Genomic DNA, 17,590 nt, shown 5'->3' on the forward strand with positions numbered 1-17,590 from the left:
AATCCCAAATTCACAATTGAATTTGGGATTTTAAAATATTGAAATTTGATAAAAATTAGAACTTAAATCTTTTTCTATCAGTTTCTGTCAAATATATTTTTCTCAAACGAATAGATTTTGGTGTAACCTCTACATATTCATCTTTTTGAATGTATTCTAAAGCTTCCTCAAGAGAGAAAATGATTGGCGGGATGATTCTTGCTTTCTCATCATTTCCAGAAGAACGTACATTAGATTGTTTTTTCTCTTTAGTTACGTTTACACACATATCATCACCACGAGAGTTTTCTCCAATTACCTGACCTTCGTAGATTTCAGCATTTGGTTCAACAAAAAACTTACCACGATCCTGCAATTTATCGATAGAATAAGGAATAGCTTTTCCTTTTTCCATAGAAATCAATGAACCTTTATTGCGTCCTGCAATTTCTCCTTTGTAAGGTTCGTATCCTATGAAACGGTGTGCCATAATAGCCTCACCAGCTGTAGCAGTAAGCAATTGATTACGTAATCCAATAATTCCACGTGATGGAATATTAAATTTTACAATCATACGGTCACCTTTAGTTTCCATGCTCAGCATTTCACCTTTACGCATAGTGACGAACTCAACTGCTCTACCTGAAAGTGATTCCGGTAAATCGATTGTCAATTCTTCAATTGGCTCACATTTTTTACCATCAATTTCTTTGATGATAACTTGTGGCTGACCGATTTGTAATTCGTAACCTTCTCTTCTCATTGTTTCAATAAGAACAGATAAGTGAAGTACTCCACGACCAAAAACCATGAATTTATCAGCAGAATCAGTTTCACCTAACTTCATAGCTAAGTTTTTCTCTAATTCTTTTGTCAATCTTTCTCTAATATGACGAGAAGTTACAAATTTACCTTCTTTTCCAAAGAAAGGAGAATCATTAATTGTAAACAACATGCTCATAGTAGGCTCGTCGATATCAATCGTTTTTAAACCTTCAGGATTTTCAAAATCAGCAATAGTATCTCCAATTTCAAAACCTTCAACGCCAATGATTGCACAAATATCTCCGGCAATAACTTGTTGTACTTTTTTTCGGCCAAGACCTTCAAAAGTATGTAGTTCTTTGATACGGGATTTAGATACAGTACCATCTCTTTTTACTAATGAGATTGGCATACCTTCATTCAAAACTCCTCTTTCTAAACGACCAATTGCAATACGACCTGTAAAAGCAGAAAAATCTAAAGAAGTAATTAACATTTGTGGTGTTCCTTCAGAAACTTTAGGAGCAGGTACATTGTCAACAACCATATCCAATAGTGCTTCAACATTATCAGTTATGTTTTCCCAGTGATCAGACATCCAGTTGTTTTTAGCTGAACCATAAACGGTTGGAAAATCCAACTGCCATTCTTCAGCACCTAATTCAAACATTAAGTCAAAAACTTTTTCGTGAACTTCTTCAGGAGTACAGTTTTCTTTATCAACTTTATTGATAACTACACAAGGCTTAAGACCTAAGTCAATCGCTTTTTGTAATACAAAACGAGTTTGTGGCATTGGACCTTCAAAAGCATCCACAAGCAAACATACACCATCGGCCATGTTCAATACACGTTCTACTTCACCTCCAAAATCGGCGTGACCAGGAGTGTCAATAATATTGATTTTTGTTCCTTTATATTGAACAGATACGTTTTTAGAAGTAATAGTAATCCCTCTCTCACGCTCTAAATCGTTATTATCAAGAATTAAATCACCTGTGTTTTCGTTGTCACGAAATAATTGACAGTGATACATAATTTTATCAACCAAAGTGGTTTTACCGTGATCGACGTGGGCAATAATTGCAATGTTTCTAATAGATTCCATCTGTGATTTTTAATGGGTGCAAAGGTACACTTTATTTTGATATAAAAAACGTTTTGGAGATAGTTTACGTAATGCCAACGAATTAGTTTAACGAAATAGTGATGTTTCTATCGATTTAAAAGTATTTTCCATTTGGTTCAATCTGGTTTATTTACTTATATTTGAGTAATGAAAAGTAAACCAAAACAAATTACGCTGATATATGTTATCATTTCGTTATTTATGGCTATCTTATGTCATAAATTTCTAATTTGCTACGTTTTAAGGACTGAATTCTATTATTTCAGTTTTATAAAAGATATCGTTTTTATTTTTTTTACAGGGTTAATTTTTAATTATATTTTATCAAAAAATGAAAGCAGAACTATTTCTATTTTAAACAAAATGCAACTTGCTAATGAAGAGATTAAAGAATCTAATGAAAAGTATGATATAGTTGCAAAAGCTACAAGTGATACAATATGGGATTGGAGGATTCAGGAGGATTATATTACCTGGAATAAAGGAATCGAAAATGTTTTTGGTTATAAGCTGGAAGAAGTAGGGATGACTTCAAAATGGTGGTTTGATAAAATTCATCCAGAAGATACAATAAAAATGTCTGTCAGATTGTATTCTTTTATTGAACTTAAAACGGAGAAATGGCAGGATCAATATCGTTTCAGATGTGCTGATGGTAGTTACAAATATGTTTTGGACAGAGGTTTCCTTTTAAAAGATGACAATGGTAAAGGCATCAGAATGATTGGAGCCATTCAGGATATTACAAGACAAAAAGAAGAAGAACAGAGGCTTAAGCTTTTAGAAACGGTAATTACCCAATCTAAAGACTCTATTTTGATTACCGAGGCGAATTCTACAGAAGGCAAAATTCCGCGAATTGTTTACGTAAACCCAGCTTTTTCTAAAATGTCAGGATATGAATCTGATGAAATTTTAGGGCAGTCCCCAAATGTTTTTAAAGGGCCAAATTCTGATTCAGAAGGTTTGAAAAAAATATTAAAAGCTATTAAAGAGGAAAAGGAGTGTTTTATTGAAACAATAAGTTACAGCAAAAGCAAAAGAGAATATTGGGTTCGGTTTTCAATGATTCCAATTTTTAATGCTGAAAATGTAATATCACATTGGATATCTATTCAGCAAGACATTACAGAAGAGAAAAAATTAGAAACTGAAAAAGAACATTTAATTCGTGAACTAACTCAAAATAATAAAGATTTAAAGCAATTTTCATATATAACATCACATAATCTTAGAGCTCCATTGTCTAATTTAATGGGGCTGTTGAATTTAATAGAGGATATTCCTTTAGAAAACCCTGAGTTAGAGGAAATACTAAATGGTTTTTCTAAGTCTACGCATCTCCTCAATGAAACAATCAATGATTTAGTAAAAGTTATTATTATAAAAGATAATCCTTCAATGCAAAAAGAAATGGTTTCTTTGAGCGATGTTTTTGAGAATGTATTTAGTCAGTTGTCCTTTCAAATAGAAGCACATAAGCCAATAATAAAGCTTAGGTTAGATAAAGTTCCTTTACTTAATACAAATAAGGCATATATTGAAAGTATATTACTAAATTTGTTAACGAATTCTATAAAATATAAGTCCGAGAACAGAAAATTAAAAATTTCTATAACTGCTGAACAGATTGATCAAAGAGTCTTTTTGACCTTTAGTGATAATGGAATCGGTATTGATTTGGAAAGAAATGGTGATAAAGTTTTTGGATTATATCAAAGGTTTCATAATTATCCAGATAGTAAGGGGCTTGGTTTGTACCTTGTAAAATCTCAGGTTGAAACTATGGGAGGCACAATTAGTGTTGAAAGCGAGGTAAACAAAGGAACCTCATTTATCATAACATTTAAAAATTAAGTTATGTTGGAACAAATTTTATGTATTGATGATGATCCTATTACATTGATGCTATCTAAAAAAGTAATTGCAAGATCTGGTTTTTCTGATGAAATCATAACTGCTCAAAATGGAGAGGAAGCTTTGTCTTATTTCAATACATTAAAATATAGTAAAGATCAAACTGCAAAAAAACCACAACTAATTTTTCTGGATTTAAATATGCCGGTAATGGGAGGATGGGAGTTTTTAGATCATTTTACAACCTCAGATTATGATGAATTCAATTCGACAAGCGTTATTGTTCTGTCTTCTACAATCAATCCTGAAGATTTAGCTAAAGCTAAACAGTATGATATTATTATTGATTTCCTTTCTAAGCCAATAACATTACAAATGCTTGAATATGTAAAAAATAAAATTGGACTATAAAAAAACGGCAATTATATTTATAAATGCCGTTTTTTGTTTAAGTAAGTAATAGAAAATGAATAACTTCTTAGCTTTTTTCTTCTTTATTGAAATAAACTAAATAGTAATACATTTGTTTTTCTTCATCCCAGCCTTTTTCAACAAATTTTTCGGCACTTTCAGGATTGATAAAATCCATTTTAATCTGAATATGAGTATCCAGATTAATAACGTTTTTAATCGATTTTCTGGCGTCAGAAACTGCTGCGTTTGCAATAGGGAATGAGGTTACATCTTCGATGCTGTATTTTTCTCCTTTATCAACTTTGTAGTTTTTAAATTCAGGAATTAAGTCAGGATTATCTAAAACTTCATTCAGGAAGTTTTGCTCTTCAAACTGATCATTTTTAGCGAAATAATTCACTGATCGGTTCATAAACATTACTTCCTCTTTTTTGTCTTCTGCTGGTAAAACCACGTCTTTCGCAAAGTTTTGACAGAATTTTAAATACTTTTTAGTGATGAAATTTTCATCTTCAAAAGCATCAACAGATAAAAAGTGCTCTAACCAGTAACGTGCATCGTAACGGTTGCTGTCTACGGTTAGAATTTTGTAACCTTCTTCTTTTTTATAGTTAAAAATCAAGCAGCCTTTATCTAATTTGCTCAGGTTGATTCCTTGCTGTAATATCATTTCAAGATTACTGTCTTTTTCCTCAAATTGTAAAAAGTCTGCTTGCAACTCACTTTTAAAAATTCCGATAGCATCCACAACATTATTATCAATGCTTAAATTTGTTAAATAGGTTACATAAACCTCTCCGTTTTTAATATGCGGATGATTAGACTGTTCGAATAAATGTGTCGTAATATTTTTAGAAATCTCCTGTAATCTGCTGGGATTATCAAAAATCTCAGTCGCATATTTAAACATGTCGTTATAATCCAGATCGACTTCGTGCGCAAACTGATAATAGTTTTCTTCTTTCTCTCTAAAAGGTTTAAAAAAGTACTCTTTTATCAAGGGCACAATTTCATCATTTAAATTAAAAGGCTGTTCTGATAAAAAAATAGCTTCGTTTCTGCTTTTGTTTCCTACGCGATGAATCGCAAGCGTTTCGATGTGGGTGTTGAAAAGGTTAATCATTTTTTTAATATTTTTAGATGAAAGAGCCAAGAAAAAAGACAGCATTAAAGTCTTTACTCTTGGCTCTTGATTCTTAATTTGTTATTTTCTAATTCCAGTTCTCCTCAAATCCAAAATCTTCAAAGCTATCATCACCTTCGAACATATCAAGATCGTCTTCGTCAAGATCATCTTCAAATTCGCCATAAATATCGTCGTGCATATCGGCTTCGAAGCTTTTTTCTCCGGCTTCATCCGGCATTTCTCCATGAGAGAATAGCGTTTCAGGATAAGGAGCTCCGGCAATTTGATCTTCAATAGCAGCCAATTCCACTAAGAAAGTCCACATATTGATGAAATCGTATACGTAAATTATTTTGGTATTTTCTTTGTCTAAGATATCAGATAATTGATAATCACTCATGGTTTTTTGTTCTCCGGGAACGTCGCCAGTATCAAAAAGCGGAATTTCATCTTCCTGGTTCCAGGTTTCATCGCAAGTGTAAAACGAAGCTACTTCCATTCCGTCAAAACCAAAAGCGTTGAAGATTGCATTGTGTAAATCCTCAAGAGTATCATCTTCAAGAATTGCAATGTCTCTAAAAATATCTTCTTCGGCGTCCAGAATTACTCTAAATTTATAAACCATAATCTTTGTATTTTTGAAAAGCCAAAGGTAAAATATAAATTATGATTTATGAATTAGTAAATACGATTTGTTGAAAACATTTTTCTTTTGTCAGGCTGAGTCTGTAGGCTTACCTCAGAATAAACTAAGTTGATGCTCATTTCAATTGATAAGTCTTCGACAGCTTCGGACGATAGTCGGTTTAATAAAAAATATTACTTCTTTATCAATCGTTTCCTGATTTTATGGTAATTTTTATGATATTTGTTATGGCTGGGATAAGTTCTGCTCGAAGTCATATTATTGAAAATTAGCGCTGTAAAAAGCAATATCAAAACGCCAATTAATACAGGAGAAAGTATATACATATAGCCTAAGGCTTTTATTTTATCAGAGCCAATAACGGCAATAAGAGCCGTTGCACCTCCTGGCGGATGCAATGTTTTGGTCATCTGCATTAAAATAATAGCAAGTGAAACTGCTAAGGGCGCTGCAATCCAGATAATATCCGGAGCCAGTTTGTGAACAGTAACACCAATAAATGCGGAGATAACATGTCCTCCAACTAGATTTCGCGGTTGTGAAAACGGACTCTGAATAATTCCGTAAACCAAAACACTCGATGCTCCAAACGAACCAATTAAATAAACCGCATCATTTCCTGAAAAATGTATCGACTGAATGTAAGCTAAAATCCCAATGCCTACAAAAGAGCCTAAGAAAGACCAAAAATGTTCTTTATAATCTACTAAAGTTTCTTTGTAAAGAATGTATCGTGTTTTTCGATATCCCCTTTTTATTTTTTGAACAGGCATGACTTCTATTTTAATAAACTTGGAGAATAACTATACACAGTATAAGGATAAATCATTTTTGCCGTGTATTTCGAAATTAAACAAACTACAAGAATCGGGAAAAATAAAGTATAATCATTTGTTAAATCGCAAACCAAAAATATAGCTGTAAAAGGAGCATGAATACTCGCACTTAAAACTGCTGCCATTCCGATAATCATAAAATTTACAGGAATTACATTGGCATTAAAAAAAGTATTTAATATCGAAGAAAGTAACAATCCTAAAAAAGCACCGATAAAAAGACTAGGTGCAAAAACGCCGCCATCGCCTCCTGAAGCTAATGTTATGGATGTGACAATTGGTTTTAGAAGCAATATTCCGATAAAAGTTAAGGCTAAAGTGAATGTCATTATTTGGTTTGGAGCAATGAAACTGGTTTTAATTGCATGATATCCTTCGCCATATAATTGCGGAAAAATAAACAGCGAAATACTTAAAACTGCTGAACCTATTATGATTTTGTAATAATGTGTATTTATTTTTCCAAATTGGGATTTAAAGAATAAAACACATCGTGTAAGATAAATCGAATTCATTCCTGCCAAAATTCCCAAAAGAATAAAATAGGGAATTGCTTTTAAATGCCAGGTTGTAATTGATACCGCAAATAAAGGTTCTTCTTTTAAAATAGAAAGCAATCCGAAAGCAACTGAAACCGCTATTACATTTGAAATGATAAATGCTCGGCTCACTTTTCTCGAAATAACTTCAAGAGCAAATAAAATTCCGGCGATTGGACTGCTGAATAAAGCGGTAACTCCCGCAGCAACTCCTGCACAAATCAACTCGGTTTTATATTGACGAAATACGTTTTCTTTTTGCTGTGCTACAGAGCCTATTGTAGCTGTACCAACTACCGTAGAAACTTCGATTCCGGTTGAACCTCCAAAAATAACGGTCAATAATCCATTTATAAAGTGAGAAGGGATTTTGTAAGAAGGCAGGTTTTTTGAGGTTGAATTTGTACTTTCAAAAACTTCCTTGATTCCTTTGTTTTCTTTTTTCTTAAAAAGATATTGCCTTAGAAAATAAATTACAGATAATCCAAAAACGGGGAAAAAGATATAAAAAACGGGATTTACAGATACTTCATGAAAGAAGATTTCTTCGTAATATTCGGTTATTTTTTTAAGTGAGATTCCAAGAAACGCGGAGAGAAAGCCAATTAATACAGAAACAATAACTAATTTCCGGAATTTAATAAATTGATGATTTTTTTTGATTTGCGCCGTTTTATTCATCAGAAAGTAAATTTGTAAACCGCAGAATTTTATTTGCGATTTCGCAAAATTAGGCAATCAAATTTATTTTTTAATAATAGACAGTCTTTATAATATGTTAAAACTTATAAAATAAGAAATTCTCTCATTATGTTTTTCTTAGCATAGCGATGAAATATCTCATAAGTAATCGTATCAGCTGATAGACTATTGTTCATAAAACTCAATCGGCAAGTCATCAGGATCAGCGATAAAAGTGAATCTTTTTTCGGTAGTTTCATCAATTCTTATAGGTTCAGATGTTACATTTTTTGTATTTAAAAAAGAAATCGTTTCATCTAAATTTGTAACTTCAAAAGCCAAATGACGCAAACCGACAGCTTCCGGTCTTGATGGTCTTTTTGGCGGATTTGGGAAAGAAAATAATTCAACGATATAAGTGCCGTTCAAGGCCAGATCAAGTTTATAAGACTGACGTTCTTCGCGATAGATTTCCCTAACAATAGTTAATCCCAAAACTTCGGTATAGAAAGTTTTGGATTTTTGATAATCAGAGCATAAAATAGCAATATGGTGAATTTTGTTTAAGGTAAGCATTATGAGCTTTGTTGAGTTTTCTGGTTTAATTTGCGAATTACCTTAGCAGGGTTTCCAACGGCCAATGAATTGTCCGGAATATCTTTTGTTACAACAGATCCGGCACCAATAACGCAGCCTTTTCCGATAGTTACGCCCGGGCAAATAACAGAATTTCCACCAATCCAGCAATCGTCTCCAATAGAAATAGGTAAAGCATTTTCGAGTGTTTTTCTTAATTCTGCGTCAAGCGGATGCGTTGCGGTATAAACTTGAACATTTGGAGCAAAAAACACATTGGAGCCTATGTTTACAGGTGCGCAGTCCAAAACAACACAATTGACATTAAAATAAACATTGTCACCACAAGTAATATTGTAGCCATAGTCACAATGAAAAGGAGGTTCAACATAAAAACTCTTGCCTGTATTCGGAATTAATTCGGCCAAAATTTCTTTGGCTTTTTTCGTCAAACGATACTCGGTTACGTTCAGGCGGTGTAATAAATTCTTGGCTTTTCTTCGTTCTTTTACTAAAACAGGATCGCCCGCAATATAGTATTCTCCGGCAATCATTTTTTCTTTTTCTGTCCTCATTCTATATTTTAATCTATTACTTAATACTATTTTCTTTTAGAATTTTCTCTAAAGACTCGCTTCCCCAGCCTTCATTCATGCTTTTATTTGTCTTTCTAGTTTCAAGAATTCTTTTATTGATACTAATATCTTTAAAAGAAATTAATGTTTCTGTAATTTGCAAATAAACATGAGGATTATCGTCTTTTAGCATTCTTTTAAAAAGGGTTTCAATAAAGAATTTCTCTTTTAATTCTAAAACTTTACGACAATACATTTCAAAGTCATTTACATCTGTATTAGCAATTTTATTTATGATTATACTATAAGCAATAGGTTTATCATTTAGAAGAATGAAGTTTAACATTGTCTCATCTAAACTTTCACTTATCATATTATCATTACTTTTCAAAATAGTTTCTGAATTTTTAGTTTGATAATTTTCGATTAAATTTTTTTTAGTTAATTCGTAAGTTTTAGATTTATTTAATTCTAATAGATATTTAAAACCTTCCATGGTAATAAGGCTTTCTTCTTCCCATATTTTCCATAATAAATCATCATAAATTTTAGATTTATTTGCTAAAATTGCTTCATAAACAAAATGTATGTGATATTTTTTAATGTCTTGATGTTTGATTTTTGTAAATGGAATTTTTAATAATTCTAATGACTTCTGATTTTTATAGGTAGTAATTGCTGTGTACAATTGTAACCATTCGCCATCATAATGATCATCATTTAAAGTTAGATTTAAGTTTTTTTCAAGGAGTGGAAAAAAGCTTGGATCTGGAAACTTTTGAATTGCTTTGTAAGTATAGAAATAACTGTTGTCACTGTCATTGTTTTTTAAAATCAGTTTTATGTCACTCTCTTTTTTATATTTTGCTAATGTAACTAAGGCAGTTTGAATATTTTTTTTTATTACTAGTTCCCGGACTTTTGGATAAAGAAACTCTGTAGGAGGTGCATTTTCGATGGCTCTAAATCTTGAGTCCAGATTGTTTTCTTTATAAATTAAAAGACTATCAAGTGTTGCGAATTCTTTTTCATTCAATTTTTTCACATCAATGTCAACATGTTCAGGAGTAACTACATTGATAAAAAAATCACCAACTTTTTCTTGAGACTTTATACAACCAAATAGAGCCTCTATTCGTGTGTCATCCGTGATATGCTCTTTTACAATTGAAAATAAATCAGCTTCTTTATAATCTGATAACGCCCAGAACGCATAACATCTTACAACACCGTTTGCATGATTAGTAAGAGCTTTCAATTCTTCTATTGATGCATTCTTTTTTAATTCTTCGAAATTTTCATATTGTTTTGGTCTTGTTCCCGACGAATAGACTGCAGACCCCATCAGAACATTAATTTTTTCTATTCGCCTAACTATAGCGATTGTTTTTTTAGATAATTTTGATGTTTCAGAATTATTTTTTTTAACACAACCAAAAGATATAAAAACAACTAAAAGTGATAAAAGGAATGAAAATTTGACGACAGATTTATTCATTTAATGTAAGTTAGGAAGAGTTTTTTAAATTAGATTTACAACTTCTTTTTAGTAATTTTTTCATGAATTTTCAATGTTTCCTGCAAAGCTGCGGTTGCATACCAAGGGATTAATTCTGCTTCCAATAAATTTGCTTTTATTGCCGGATCTGTTGCTACGAGTGCTTTTGCTTCTTCAATAGTTGCTACATTAAAGATATAAATACCTCTGTAATTCCGATCGTTTTTCATGAAAGGTCCGGCTACAACCAATTTTCCTTCTGCGCCAATTTATTAATATTCTCCATATGGCCTTCAAATATTTTTTTGGTTTCTTCTTTTGAAGCAGTAGTGTTAATGCCTGTTTTTAAAAGACAAAACACATATTTTTTCATTCCGTATTCGTCTGCATTTAATGATTTAGCTAGTTCTTCGTCATATTTTGCTTCAGTTTCCTGTGAAAATCCAATTGCACTCAGAAATGAGAAAAGAATCAATAGTGTTGATTTTTTCATGTGAAATATTTTTAGAGAATAATTTGCGTAATATAATTACCAAAATATTTATAGCTCATAATTTAAGTTTATAAAGTTTGGAATTTTTTCGTAATTTTTATTTTCCCAACTATTAAATGCGAAATTTTCAATTTTACTATTTAAGTCTAAATCTAATTCTAGATTAGTTTGTTTACAGAAAGCTAAAATAGTGGCATAACCTACAATAGTTGGATTCGTATCAGTTGCAATTCTGCCTTCTATTTTTTTTATTTTCACGGTCCATTTTTGATTAGTTTTTGAAAGAACAAATTCTAATCCTTTTATTACAGCTTCTTTCCAATCTTTATAACCTATTTTACCTTCTATGTCTTTTGCAGGAACATTCTCAATATCGCCTATTCTAATCCAGCCTTCACCTGTATATTCTTCTATAATTTCATTTTGATTATAGTTTGTACTAATTTCAAGATTTATTATTGCAAAAAATGGTTTTCCATTCTTAATCTTTAATAATCTATAATCTAATTGATCATTAATCATTTATTTGTTTTTGATTATGTTTCACGAATTTTAAAGCAGTTTCTTCAAAATAACAATCTGACCCAAGTGATAAACATCGTGCTGAATAATTCCGTGAATATGTTCGTAATACGTATGATCGTTGTTAACATATATTTTTGCTAAATCAGCATCATCAAAACTTTCAAAAAAAGCATTCCACGATTCTTGTGATTTTGCCAGACTTTGAAGCGATTGTTCCCAGGCTGCTTCAGATGGATCTAAAACAGGTACGAAATAATTATGGTCAGGAGTTGTGATTACTTCTCCCTGAACACGTTTTAAAATATTTCTTCTCCATTGGATAAGATGATTGACAATTTCCCAAATCGTATTGAGATTAGGATGTGCTTTTTTGTAAGCCTGCTCTGCAGTTATCTCATTTAGAGTATTTGCCAAAGTGACTTCAAGCCACGGATTTCCATTGTAAATGGACTGATATAGATTCGAAATTCTTTTGCTTTCTGACATAATCGATAGTTTTAAAACGGTTAGCTAAGATACAAATAAGTATTTTACAACTCATCCTTGAAATTCTACAATTCGGTTATTTAATTTTTTTTAACAAGAACTGTTAAAATACATTTGCTTCATCAAAAACCAACAATATCATGAAAACCAATTTTACTATAATTTTATTATTACTAACATCTTTCATCTTTGCTCAAAACACTATTTCAGGAAAAGTGGTTAACGAAAAAGGAAAACCGGTTCCGGGTGCCAACATTTACATTGACGGAACTTACGATGGTGCCACAAGTTCTGAAACGGGAGAATTTTCTTTTGAAACCACTGCAACCGGAAATCAATTTTTAATAGTGAGTTTTTTAATTTACGACACCTTCAAAAAAGAAATTGATGTAACGAATTTTAAAGATCAGAGCGTAAAGCTGAGAGAAAATGTAAATGCACTTGATGCAGTTGTAATTACTGCCGGAACTTTAGAATCCGGTGATAAAGCAAGAGTTTCAGTTTTAAAACCTTTAGATATTGTAACCACTGCCGGTTCTGCCGGAAATATTATTGCTGCCTTACAGACTTTGCCGGGAACACAAACTGTTGGCGAAGACGGACGTTTGTTTGTTCGTGGAGGTGAAGCCAGTGAAACGCAGACTTTTGTTGACGGAATTCGTGTGGCTCAGCCGTATGGTGCAACAACCAATAATTTGCCAACAAGAGGAAGATTTTCTCCTTTTTTATTCAGCGGAATTGCGTTTTCAACCGGAGGTTACTCAGCAGAATATGGCGAGGCTTTGTCAAGTGTTTTATTGCTGAACACCCAGGACGAACCGGATATGAACAAAACCGATATTGCTTTAATGACAGTTGGTTTAGGCTTGGGAAATACACAGAAATGGAAAAAAAGTTCCCTGAGTGTCAATACGGCTTACATCAATCTGGCACCTTACCAGGCTGTGATTCCGCAAAATGTAGATTGGAATAGCCCATATCAGTCTTTATCTGGAGAAACGGTTTATCGTTATCATTTTACCAATGGAATATTCAAATTATATGCTGCTTTTGATTCAGAGAAATTCGATCTGAATCAGAAAAACGTGAATTTCGAAGACAAAATCAGAACCGATTTAAACAATAATAATTTCTATTTGAATGCATCTTATAAAGGCACTATTGGAACAGGCTGGCAATTAACCTCAGGAATTAGTTATGGATACAGTATAAACAAAATTGAGTATGATGTAAATGATGTTGATAATGATGAAAACGCAGCGCAATTGAAACTAAAATTAAGAAAAAATGTTTCTGATTATTTTAAATTGTCTTTTGGAGCCGATTATTTCATTACGAAATTCAATGAAAACTTTGACGATAATGCTTCTATAAAAGTTGAAAATGGCTACGATTCAAATATTGCTGCTTTTTACACCGAAGGCGATATTTTATTTTCGAAAAATTTCGCAGCAAAAGTAGGTTTCAGGCTTTCGAATAATAGTTTGCTTAACGAAACGAATATTGCACCAAGAGCTTCATTAGCTTACAAAGTTTCAAAAAACAGTCAGTTTTCTTTTGCTTACGGAGATTTCACACAAACACCTGTGGTTGATTATATTAAATATTCAAAATACCATCAATTCGAAAGCGAAAAAGCCAAACATTATATCTTAAACTATCAATTTACAAAACCGGGTCAGACTTTTAGGGCTGAAGCTTACTATAAAGATTACAGCAATTTAGTTCAGTATGATACAAAAGATATTCAATACAATTCGGTTTTCAATAATAACGGTTCGGGATATGCAAAAGGTTTGGATCTGTTTTGGAGAGACAGTAATTTGTATAAAAATTTAGAATATTGGATTTCTTACTCGTATATCGATTCAGAAAGACAGTACAAGAATTTTCCAACAATGGCGACACCCAATTTTATTGCGAATCACAACTTATCAATTGTAACGAAATATTTTATAACCGACTGGAAATCGCAAATTGGTTTCACAAACAGTTACAGTTCGGGACGTCCGTACAACGATCCAAACCAAACACAGTTTATGAACGGAAAAACAAAATCATATAACAGTTTAAGTTTCAACTGGGCATATTTATTGACGACACAAAAAATCCTATATTTCTCGGTTTCAAATGTATTAGGAAGTCAAAACGTGTTTGGATATGATTATGCAAAATTGCCGGATGCAAACGGAATTTATAATAGCCAGGCTGTTGTGCCAACAGCAGACCGATTTTTCTTCGTAGGGTTTTTCTGGACGATTAGTAAAAATAAGAATGATAATCAGTTGAAAAATTTGTAAAAAAAGATGCTAAGATTCTGAGTTGCTAAGAAAAAACTTAGAAGCTTAGCGACTCAGAATCTCATAACCTCAGAAAAGAACAATTCAGTCATCAAATTCAACAATTCAGTATCATTTAATTTTAAAACAGCGAAAACCAATATACTTTTGAAGTATAAATTAATTAGAGTTTCAATCATCAAAAAAATAATAACTAAAAAAAAAGAAATCATGACCAAAATTATTACAATTACCACGTTATTTATCTGCAGTTTATTATCTGCACAAACACAATTTGAACAAGGAATGGGAAAAGCTTTCGGGCTTTGGAAAGAAGGAAAAAATGCTGAAGCTTCGGCAATGTTTGAAAGAATTGCAGCAGCAGACAAAACCAGTTATTTGCCAAATTATTATGTTGCACTAATCAATACAACATCAGTTTTTACGGAGAAAGACAAAACTAAAATCGATTTATTGTTGACAAAAGCTCAGGACGCTTTAGATATCGAATTAATCAAAGATCAAAACAACGCAGAATTACATGTTCTACAGGCTTTAATATATACAGGTTATGTAGTTGCTGATCCAATGACAAACGGGATGAAATATTCGGCTAAAGTGATGGAATCTTATGCGAAAGCAAAAGCTATAGATCCAAATAATCCAAGAGCCGTTTTTGGCGAAGCTGATTATCAGTTAGGAGGAGCAAAATGGACAGGTGTGGATACAAAACCACTTTGTGTGCAGGTTGATAAAGCTGTCGAACTTTTTGCTACTTTTAAACCTGAAACGCCTTTTTCACCAAAATGGGGATTAGAAAGAGCTTTGGAAGCACAAAAAAATTGCAAAAAATAAAACTAATTTAAGCCAGGAAAGAAATGAAAGATCAGAGATATGTATATGCAAGTTTAAAAAGCGGAACAATTGTCTCGTTTAAGATATCTATGATTTTTGCTATAATATTTATAGCACTTTTAGGAGAAGATTTAACTATTAAAAATGTCTTAGTTACTTTTTTTGTTAGTTGCCTTTATTCTTTTGGTCTTGGTTTTGGAAATGGATTTATTAATGTGCTCTTAGATAGAAGATGGGATTGGCTGGAGCAAACAAATCTTAGAGTTTATTACGGAATTCTAGTAACTGTTTTGTACACTATTCCGATAGTTTTAGGGATAAATTATTTCATATTTGTTGTTTTACAAGATGTAACTTTAGCCGTTTTTTTTGGAGAAAGAATGATTTGGGTGCATCTTTTTTATATCATTTTATCTCTTGGTGTCTCAACTTTTATGCAAGCCAGAAGCTTTATGGTAAAGTGGAAACAGGCATCAAAATTTGAAATCACACAGCAAAAAATTATCGCGGGCACGGCCAACGCTAAATTCGAAAGTTTAAAAAATCAAATCGATCCGCATTTTCTTTTTAACAGCCTTAATGTTCTAAGTTCCTTGATCGAAGAAAATCCGGATAATGCACAGCGATTTACCACTTCTTTGTCTAAAATTTATCGCTATGTTTTGGAACAAAAAGACAAAGAACTGGTTTCGGTAGAAGATGAATTGTCTTTCGCTAAAACCTACATGAATCTGCTTAAAATGCGTTTCGAAAATAGTTTGTTTTACGAATTGCCCACAACAGATATAAATCCGGAGGCCAAAGTGGTTCCGTTATCGTTGCAGCTTTTACTTGAAAATACAGTAAAACATAATGTAGTAAGTGAGCAAAAGCCTTTACATATTCGAATTTTTGTTGATGGAGATTGTTTGGCAATTCAAAATGATTTTCAGAAGAAAGAAGTTTTGCAGGACAGGCAAGGAGTTGGATTACAAAATATAGTAAATCGATACGCAATTGTAACCAACAGAAAAGTATTAATTGAACAAAATGAAAAAACATTCACAGTTAAGATTCCGATTTTAACAAAACAAATATCAGTAATGGAAACAACTGCAGACTATAGTGATGAAAACAAAGCTTATTTCAGAGCTAAAAAAAGAGTAGAAGAATTAAAAGGATTTTATGCAAACGTAATTTCGTATTGTTGTGTGATACCGTTCTTGATTTTTATAAATTTGAGGTATTCTCCTGGATTTCAGTGGTTTTGGTTTTCGGCTTTAGGCTGGGGATTTGGAGTAGTAATGCATGCTTTTAAAGTGTTTGGTTACAGTTCTGATTGGGAAGAAAGAAAAATCAGGGAAATCCTGGAAAAAGAGAATAATAAACAAAACTGGAAATAATCATGAAACCAGAATATAATGAAGAAAGGCGCTATCAGCAGGCTCAGAAAAAGGTTAAAGAGATGAAAGATTTTTACCAGCATTTAACCGTTTTTATTCTCGTAACGATAATACTTATTGTTATAAATTTAATGACTTCGCCAGAATATTTATGGTTTATTTGGTGCATACTGGGTTGGGGAATTGGTGTAATTGCACACGGATTGAAGGCTTTTGGAGTTTCACCATTTTTTAATAAGGAGTGGGAGGAACGAAAAATCAAAGAAATTTTGGAAAAAGAAAAAAATAGGCAAAACTGGAAATAATTATGGAAAGAAATTGTAACAAAGCCAGAGAAAAAATCGAGTTTGAGGAGATATTTAGTAAAAAAGCAACGAAATTAAAATCCTTTTATTCCCACGCCTTTATATATGCGATTGGATTAATTGTATATGTTTTGAAAGAATACTTTGGAGCGCCCTTAAATTTCTTTCCAATACAATACATAAACTGTGTAGTAATGTTAATCTGGTCAAGTGTATTTTTATTTTCTGCAATTGATTTGTTTGTGTCTTACAAAATTTTTGATGAAAAATGGGAAGCGCGTAAAATGAAAAGTATTTTAGAAAAAAAAGCAACAACATATAAATGGGAGTAATCATGGAAATAAATTATAACGAAGAGGACAAATATTACCTTGCAAAAAAGAAAGTCGAAAATATAAAGGGATTTTACAGTAATTTAACTTCTTATATTGGTGTAAATATTGTTTTAATTTTTATTAATTTATACACAACACCACATCATTTATGGTTTTATTGGCCTTTAATGTGGTGGGGAGCAGGTGTTCTTTTTCATGGTTTAAAGGTTTTTGAAATATTTCCGGTTCTTGGAAAGGAGTGGGAAGAAAGAAAAATAAAAGAACTGATGGAAAAAGAGAAAGAAAATAAAAATAAATGGCAATAATTAA

General features: G+C 32.0%; 20 protein-coding genes. 8 read left to right on the top strand and 12 right to left on the bottom strand.

Features of this window, described 5'->3' with window-relative positions:
• Positions 1 to 55: 55 nt before the first annotated feature.
• Positions 56 to 1,852, bottom strand: coding sequence for a translational GTPase TypA (typA, locus tag ACEN2I_RS00890; RefSeq protein WP_441764231.1), 1,797 nt, complete (start codon positions 1,850 to 1,852; stop codon positions 56 to 58).
• A 384-nt stretch (positions 1,853 to 2,236) separates the two neighbouring features.
• Here typA and ACEN2I_RS00895 point away from each other — a divergent pair, with 384 nt between their 5' ends.
• Complete coding sequence (locus ACEN2I_RS00895) at positions 2,237 to 3,730, top strand: PAS domain-containing sensor histidine kinase (protein ID WP_441764232.1); 1,494 nt, start codon at positions 2,237 to 2,239, stop codon at positions 3,728 to 3,730.
• Between the two features lie 3 nt (positions 3,731 to 3,733).
• Positions 3,734 to 4,141 carry a response regulator gene (locus tag ACEN2I_RS00900; RefSeq protein ID WP_441764233.1) on the top strand — a complete coding sequence of 136 codons (408 nt, stop codon included), beginning with the start codon at positions 3,734 to 3,736 and terminating at the stop codon, positions 4,139 to 4,141.
• 67 nt (positions 4,142 to 4,208) lie between these two features.
• Here ACEN2I_RS00900 and ACEN2I_RS00905 read toward each other — a convergent pair whose 3' ends face one another.
• The 11 genes from ACEN2I_RS00905 to ACEN2I_RS00955 all read right to left on the bottom strand — a co-directional run bounded on the left by ACEN2I_RS00905 (position 4,209) and on the right by ACEN2I_RS00955 (position 12,125).
• Positions 4,209 to 5,267: a nucleoid-associated protein gene (locus ACEN2I_RS00905; RefSeq protein ID WP_441764234.1), complete on the bottom strand. Its 1,059-nt coding sequence runs from the start codon at positions 5,265 to 5,267 to the stop codon at positions 4,209 to 4,211.
• A gap of 88 nt (positions 5,268 to 5,355) precedes the next feature.
• Positions 5,356 to 5,895: an IS1096 element passenger TnpR family protein gene (locus ACEN2I_RS00910; protein ID WP_441764235.1), complete on the bottom strand. Its 540-nt coding sequence runs from the start codon at positions 5,893 to 5,895 to the stop codon at positions 5,356 to 5,358.
• 194 nt (positions 5,896 to 6,089) lie between these two features.
• Complete coding sequence (locus ACEN2I_RS00915) at positions 6,090 to 6,689, bottom strand: HPP family protein (RefSeq protein ID WP_441764236.1); 600 nt, start codon at positions 6,687 to 6,689, stop codon at positions 6,090 to 6,092.
• 5 nt (positions 6,690 to 6,694) lie between these two features.
• Complete coding sequence (locus ACEN2I_RS00920) at positions 6,695 to 7,972, bottom strand: chloride channel protein (RefSeq protein ID WP_441764237.1); 1,278 nt, start codon at positions 7,970 to 7,972, stop codon at positions 6,695 to 6,697.
• Positions 7,973 to 8,158: 186 nt separating this feature from the next.
• On the bottom strand, positions 8,159 to 8,548 hold the full coding sequence (gloA2, locus tag ACEN2I_RS00925; protein ID WP_441764238.1) for an SMU1112c/YaeR family gloxylase I-like metalloprotein: 390 nt from the start codon (positions 8,546 to 8,548) through the stop codon (positions 8,159 to 8,161).
• A complete protein-coding gene (locus ACEN2I_RS00930) occupies positions 8,548 to 9,123 on the bottom strand; it encodes a sugar O-acetyltransferase (protein WP_441764239.1) in 576 nt (191 codons plus the stop codon). The genes gloA2 and ACEN2I_RS00930 overlap by 1 nt, the downstream gene beginning before the upstream one ends.
• Positions 9,124 to 9,139: 16 nt before the next feature.
• Entirely contained in the window at positions 9,140 to 10,621 is a 1,482-nt protein-coding gene (locus tag ACEN2I_RS00935) for a hypothetical protein (RefSeq protein WP_441764240.1), read from the bottom strand.
• Positions 10,622 to 10,656: 35 nt separating this feature from the next.
• The gene (locus tag ACEN2I_RS00940) at positions 10,657 to 10,851 is read right to left on the bottom strand and encodes a hypothetical protein (protein WP_441764241.1); all 195 of its coding nucleotides are present in this window, start codon (positions 10,849 to 10,851) and stop codon (positions 10,657 to 10,659) included.
• Positions 10,852 to 10,862: 11 nt separating this feature from the next.
• Positions 10,863 to 11,114, bottom strand: a complete 252-nt coding sequence (locus ACEN2I_RS00945) for a hypothetical protein (RefSeq protein ID WP_441764242.1) — start codon at positions 11,112 to 11,114, stop codon at positions 10,863 to 10,865.
• A gap of 48 nt (positions 11,115 to 11,162) precedes the next feature.
• The gene (locus ACEN2I_RS00950) at positions 11,163 to 11,636 is read right to left on the bottom strand and encodes a hypothetical protein (protein ID WP_441764243.1); all 474 of its coding nucleotides are present in this window, start codon (positions 11,634 to 11,636) and stop codon (positions 11,163 to 11,165) included.
• Between the two features lie 30 nt (positions 11,637 to 11,666).
• On the bottom strand, positions 11,667 to 12,125 hold the full coding sequence (locus ACEN2I_RS00955; RefSeq protein WP_441764244.1) for a DinB family protein: 459 nt from the start codon (positions 12,123 to 12,125) through the stop codon (positions 11,667 to 11,669).
• Positions 12,126 to 12,265: 140 nt separating this feature from the next.
• Here ACEN2I_RS00955 and ACEN2I_RS00960 point away from each other — a divergent pair, with 140 nt between their 5' ends.
• From ACEN2I_RS00960 to ACEN2I_RS00985, 6 genes are all read left to right on the top strand, one after another.
• Complete coding sequence (locus tag ACEN2I_RS00960; RefSeq protein WP_441764245.1) at positions 12,266 to 14,425, top strand: TonB-dependent receptor; 2,160 nt, start codon at positions 12,266 to 12,268, stop codon at positions 14,423 to 14,425.
• 210 nt (positions 14,426 to 14,635) lie between these two features.
• Positions 14,636 to 15,259, top strand: a complete 624-nt coding sequence (locus tag ACEN2I_RS00965; protein WP_441764246.1) for a hypothetical protein — start codon at positions 14,636 to 14,638, stop codon at positions 15,257 to 15,259.
• Between the two features lie 23 nt (positions 15,260 to 15,282).
• Entirely contained in the window at positions 15,283 to 16,641 is a 1,359-nt protein-coding gene (locus tag ACEN2I_RS00970) for a 2TM domain-containing protein (protein WP_441764247.1), read from the top strand.
• A 2-nt stretch (positions 16,642 to 16,643) separates the two neighbouring features.
• Complete coding sequence (locus tag ACEN2I_RS00975) at positions 16,644 to 16,946, top strand: 2TM domain-containing protein (protein WP_441764248.1); 303 nt, start codon at positions 16,644 to 16,646, stop codon at positions 16,944 to 16,946.
• Positions 16,947 to 16,948: 2 nt separating this feature from the next.
• A complete protein-coding gene (locus ACEN2I_RS00980; RefSeq protein ID WP_441764249.1) occupies positions 16,949 to 17,278 on the top strand; it encodes a 2TM domain-containing protein in 330 nt (109 codons plus the stop codon).
• Between the two features lie 2 nt (positions 17,279 to 17,280).
• Positions 17,281 to 17,586 (top strand): 2TM domain-containing protein, encoded by a 306-nt coding sequence (locus ACEN2I_RS00985; RefSeq protein WP_441764250.1) that lies wholly within the window; start codon positions 17,281 to 17,283, stop codon positions 17,584 to 17,586.
• Positions 17,587 to 17,590: the final 4 nt, after the last annotated feature.

It is taken from the genome of Flavobacterium sp. W22_SRS_FK3 (assembly GCF_052113665.1).
GTDB lineage: Bacteria > Bacteroidota > Bacteroidia > Flavobacteriales > Flavobacteriaceae > Flavobacterium.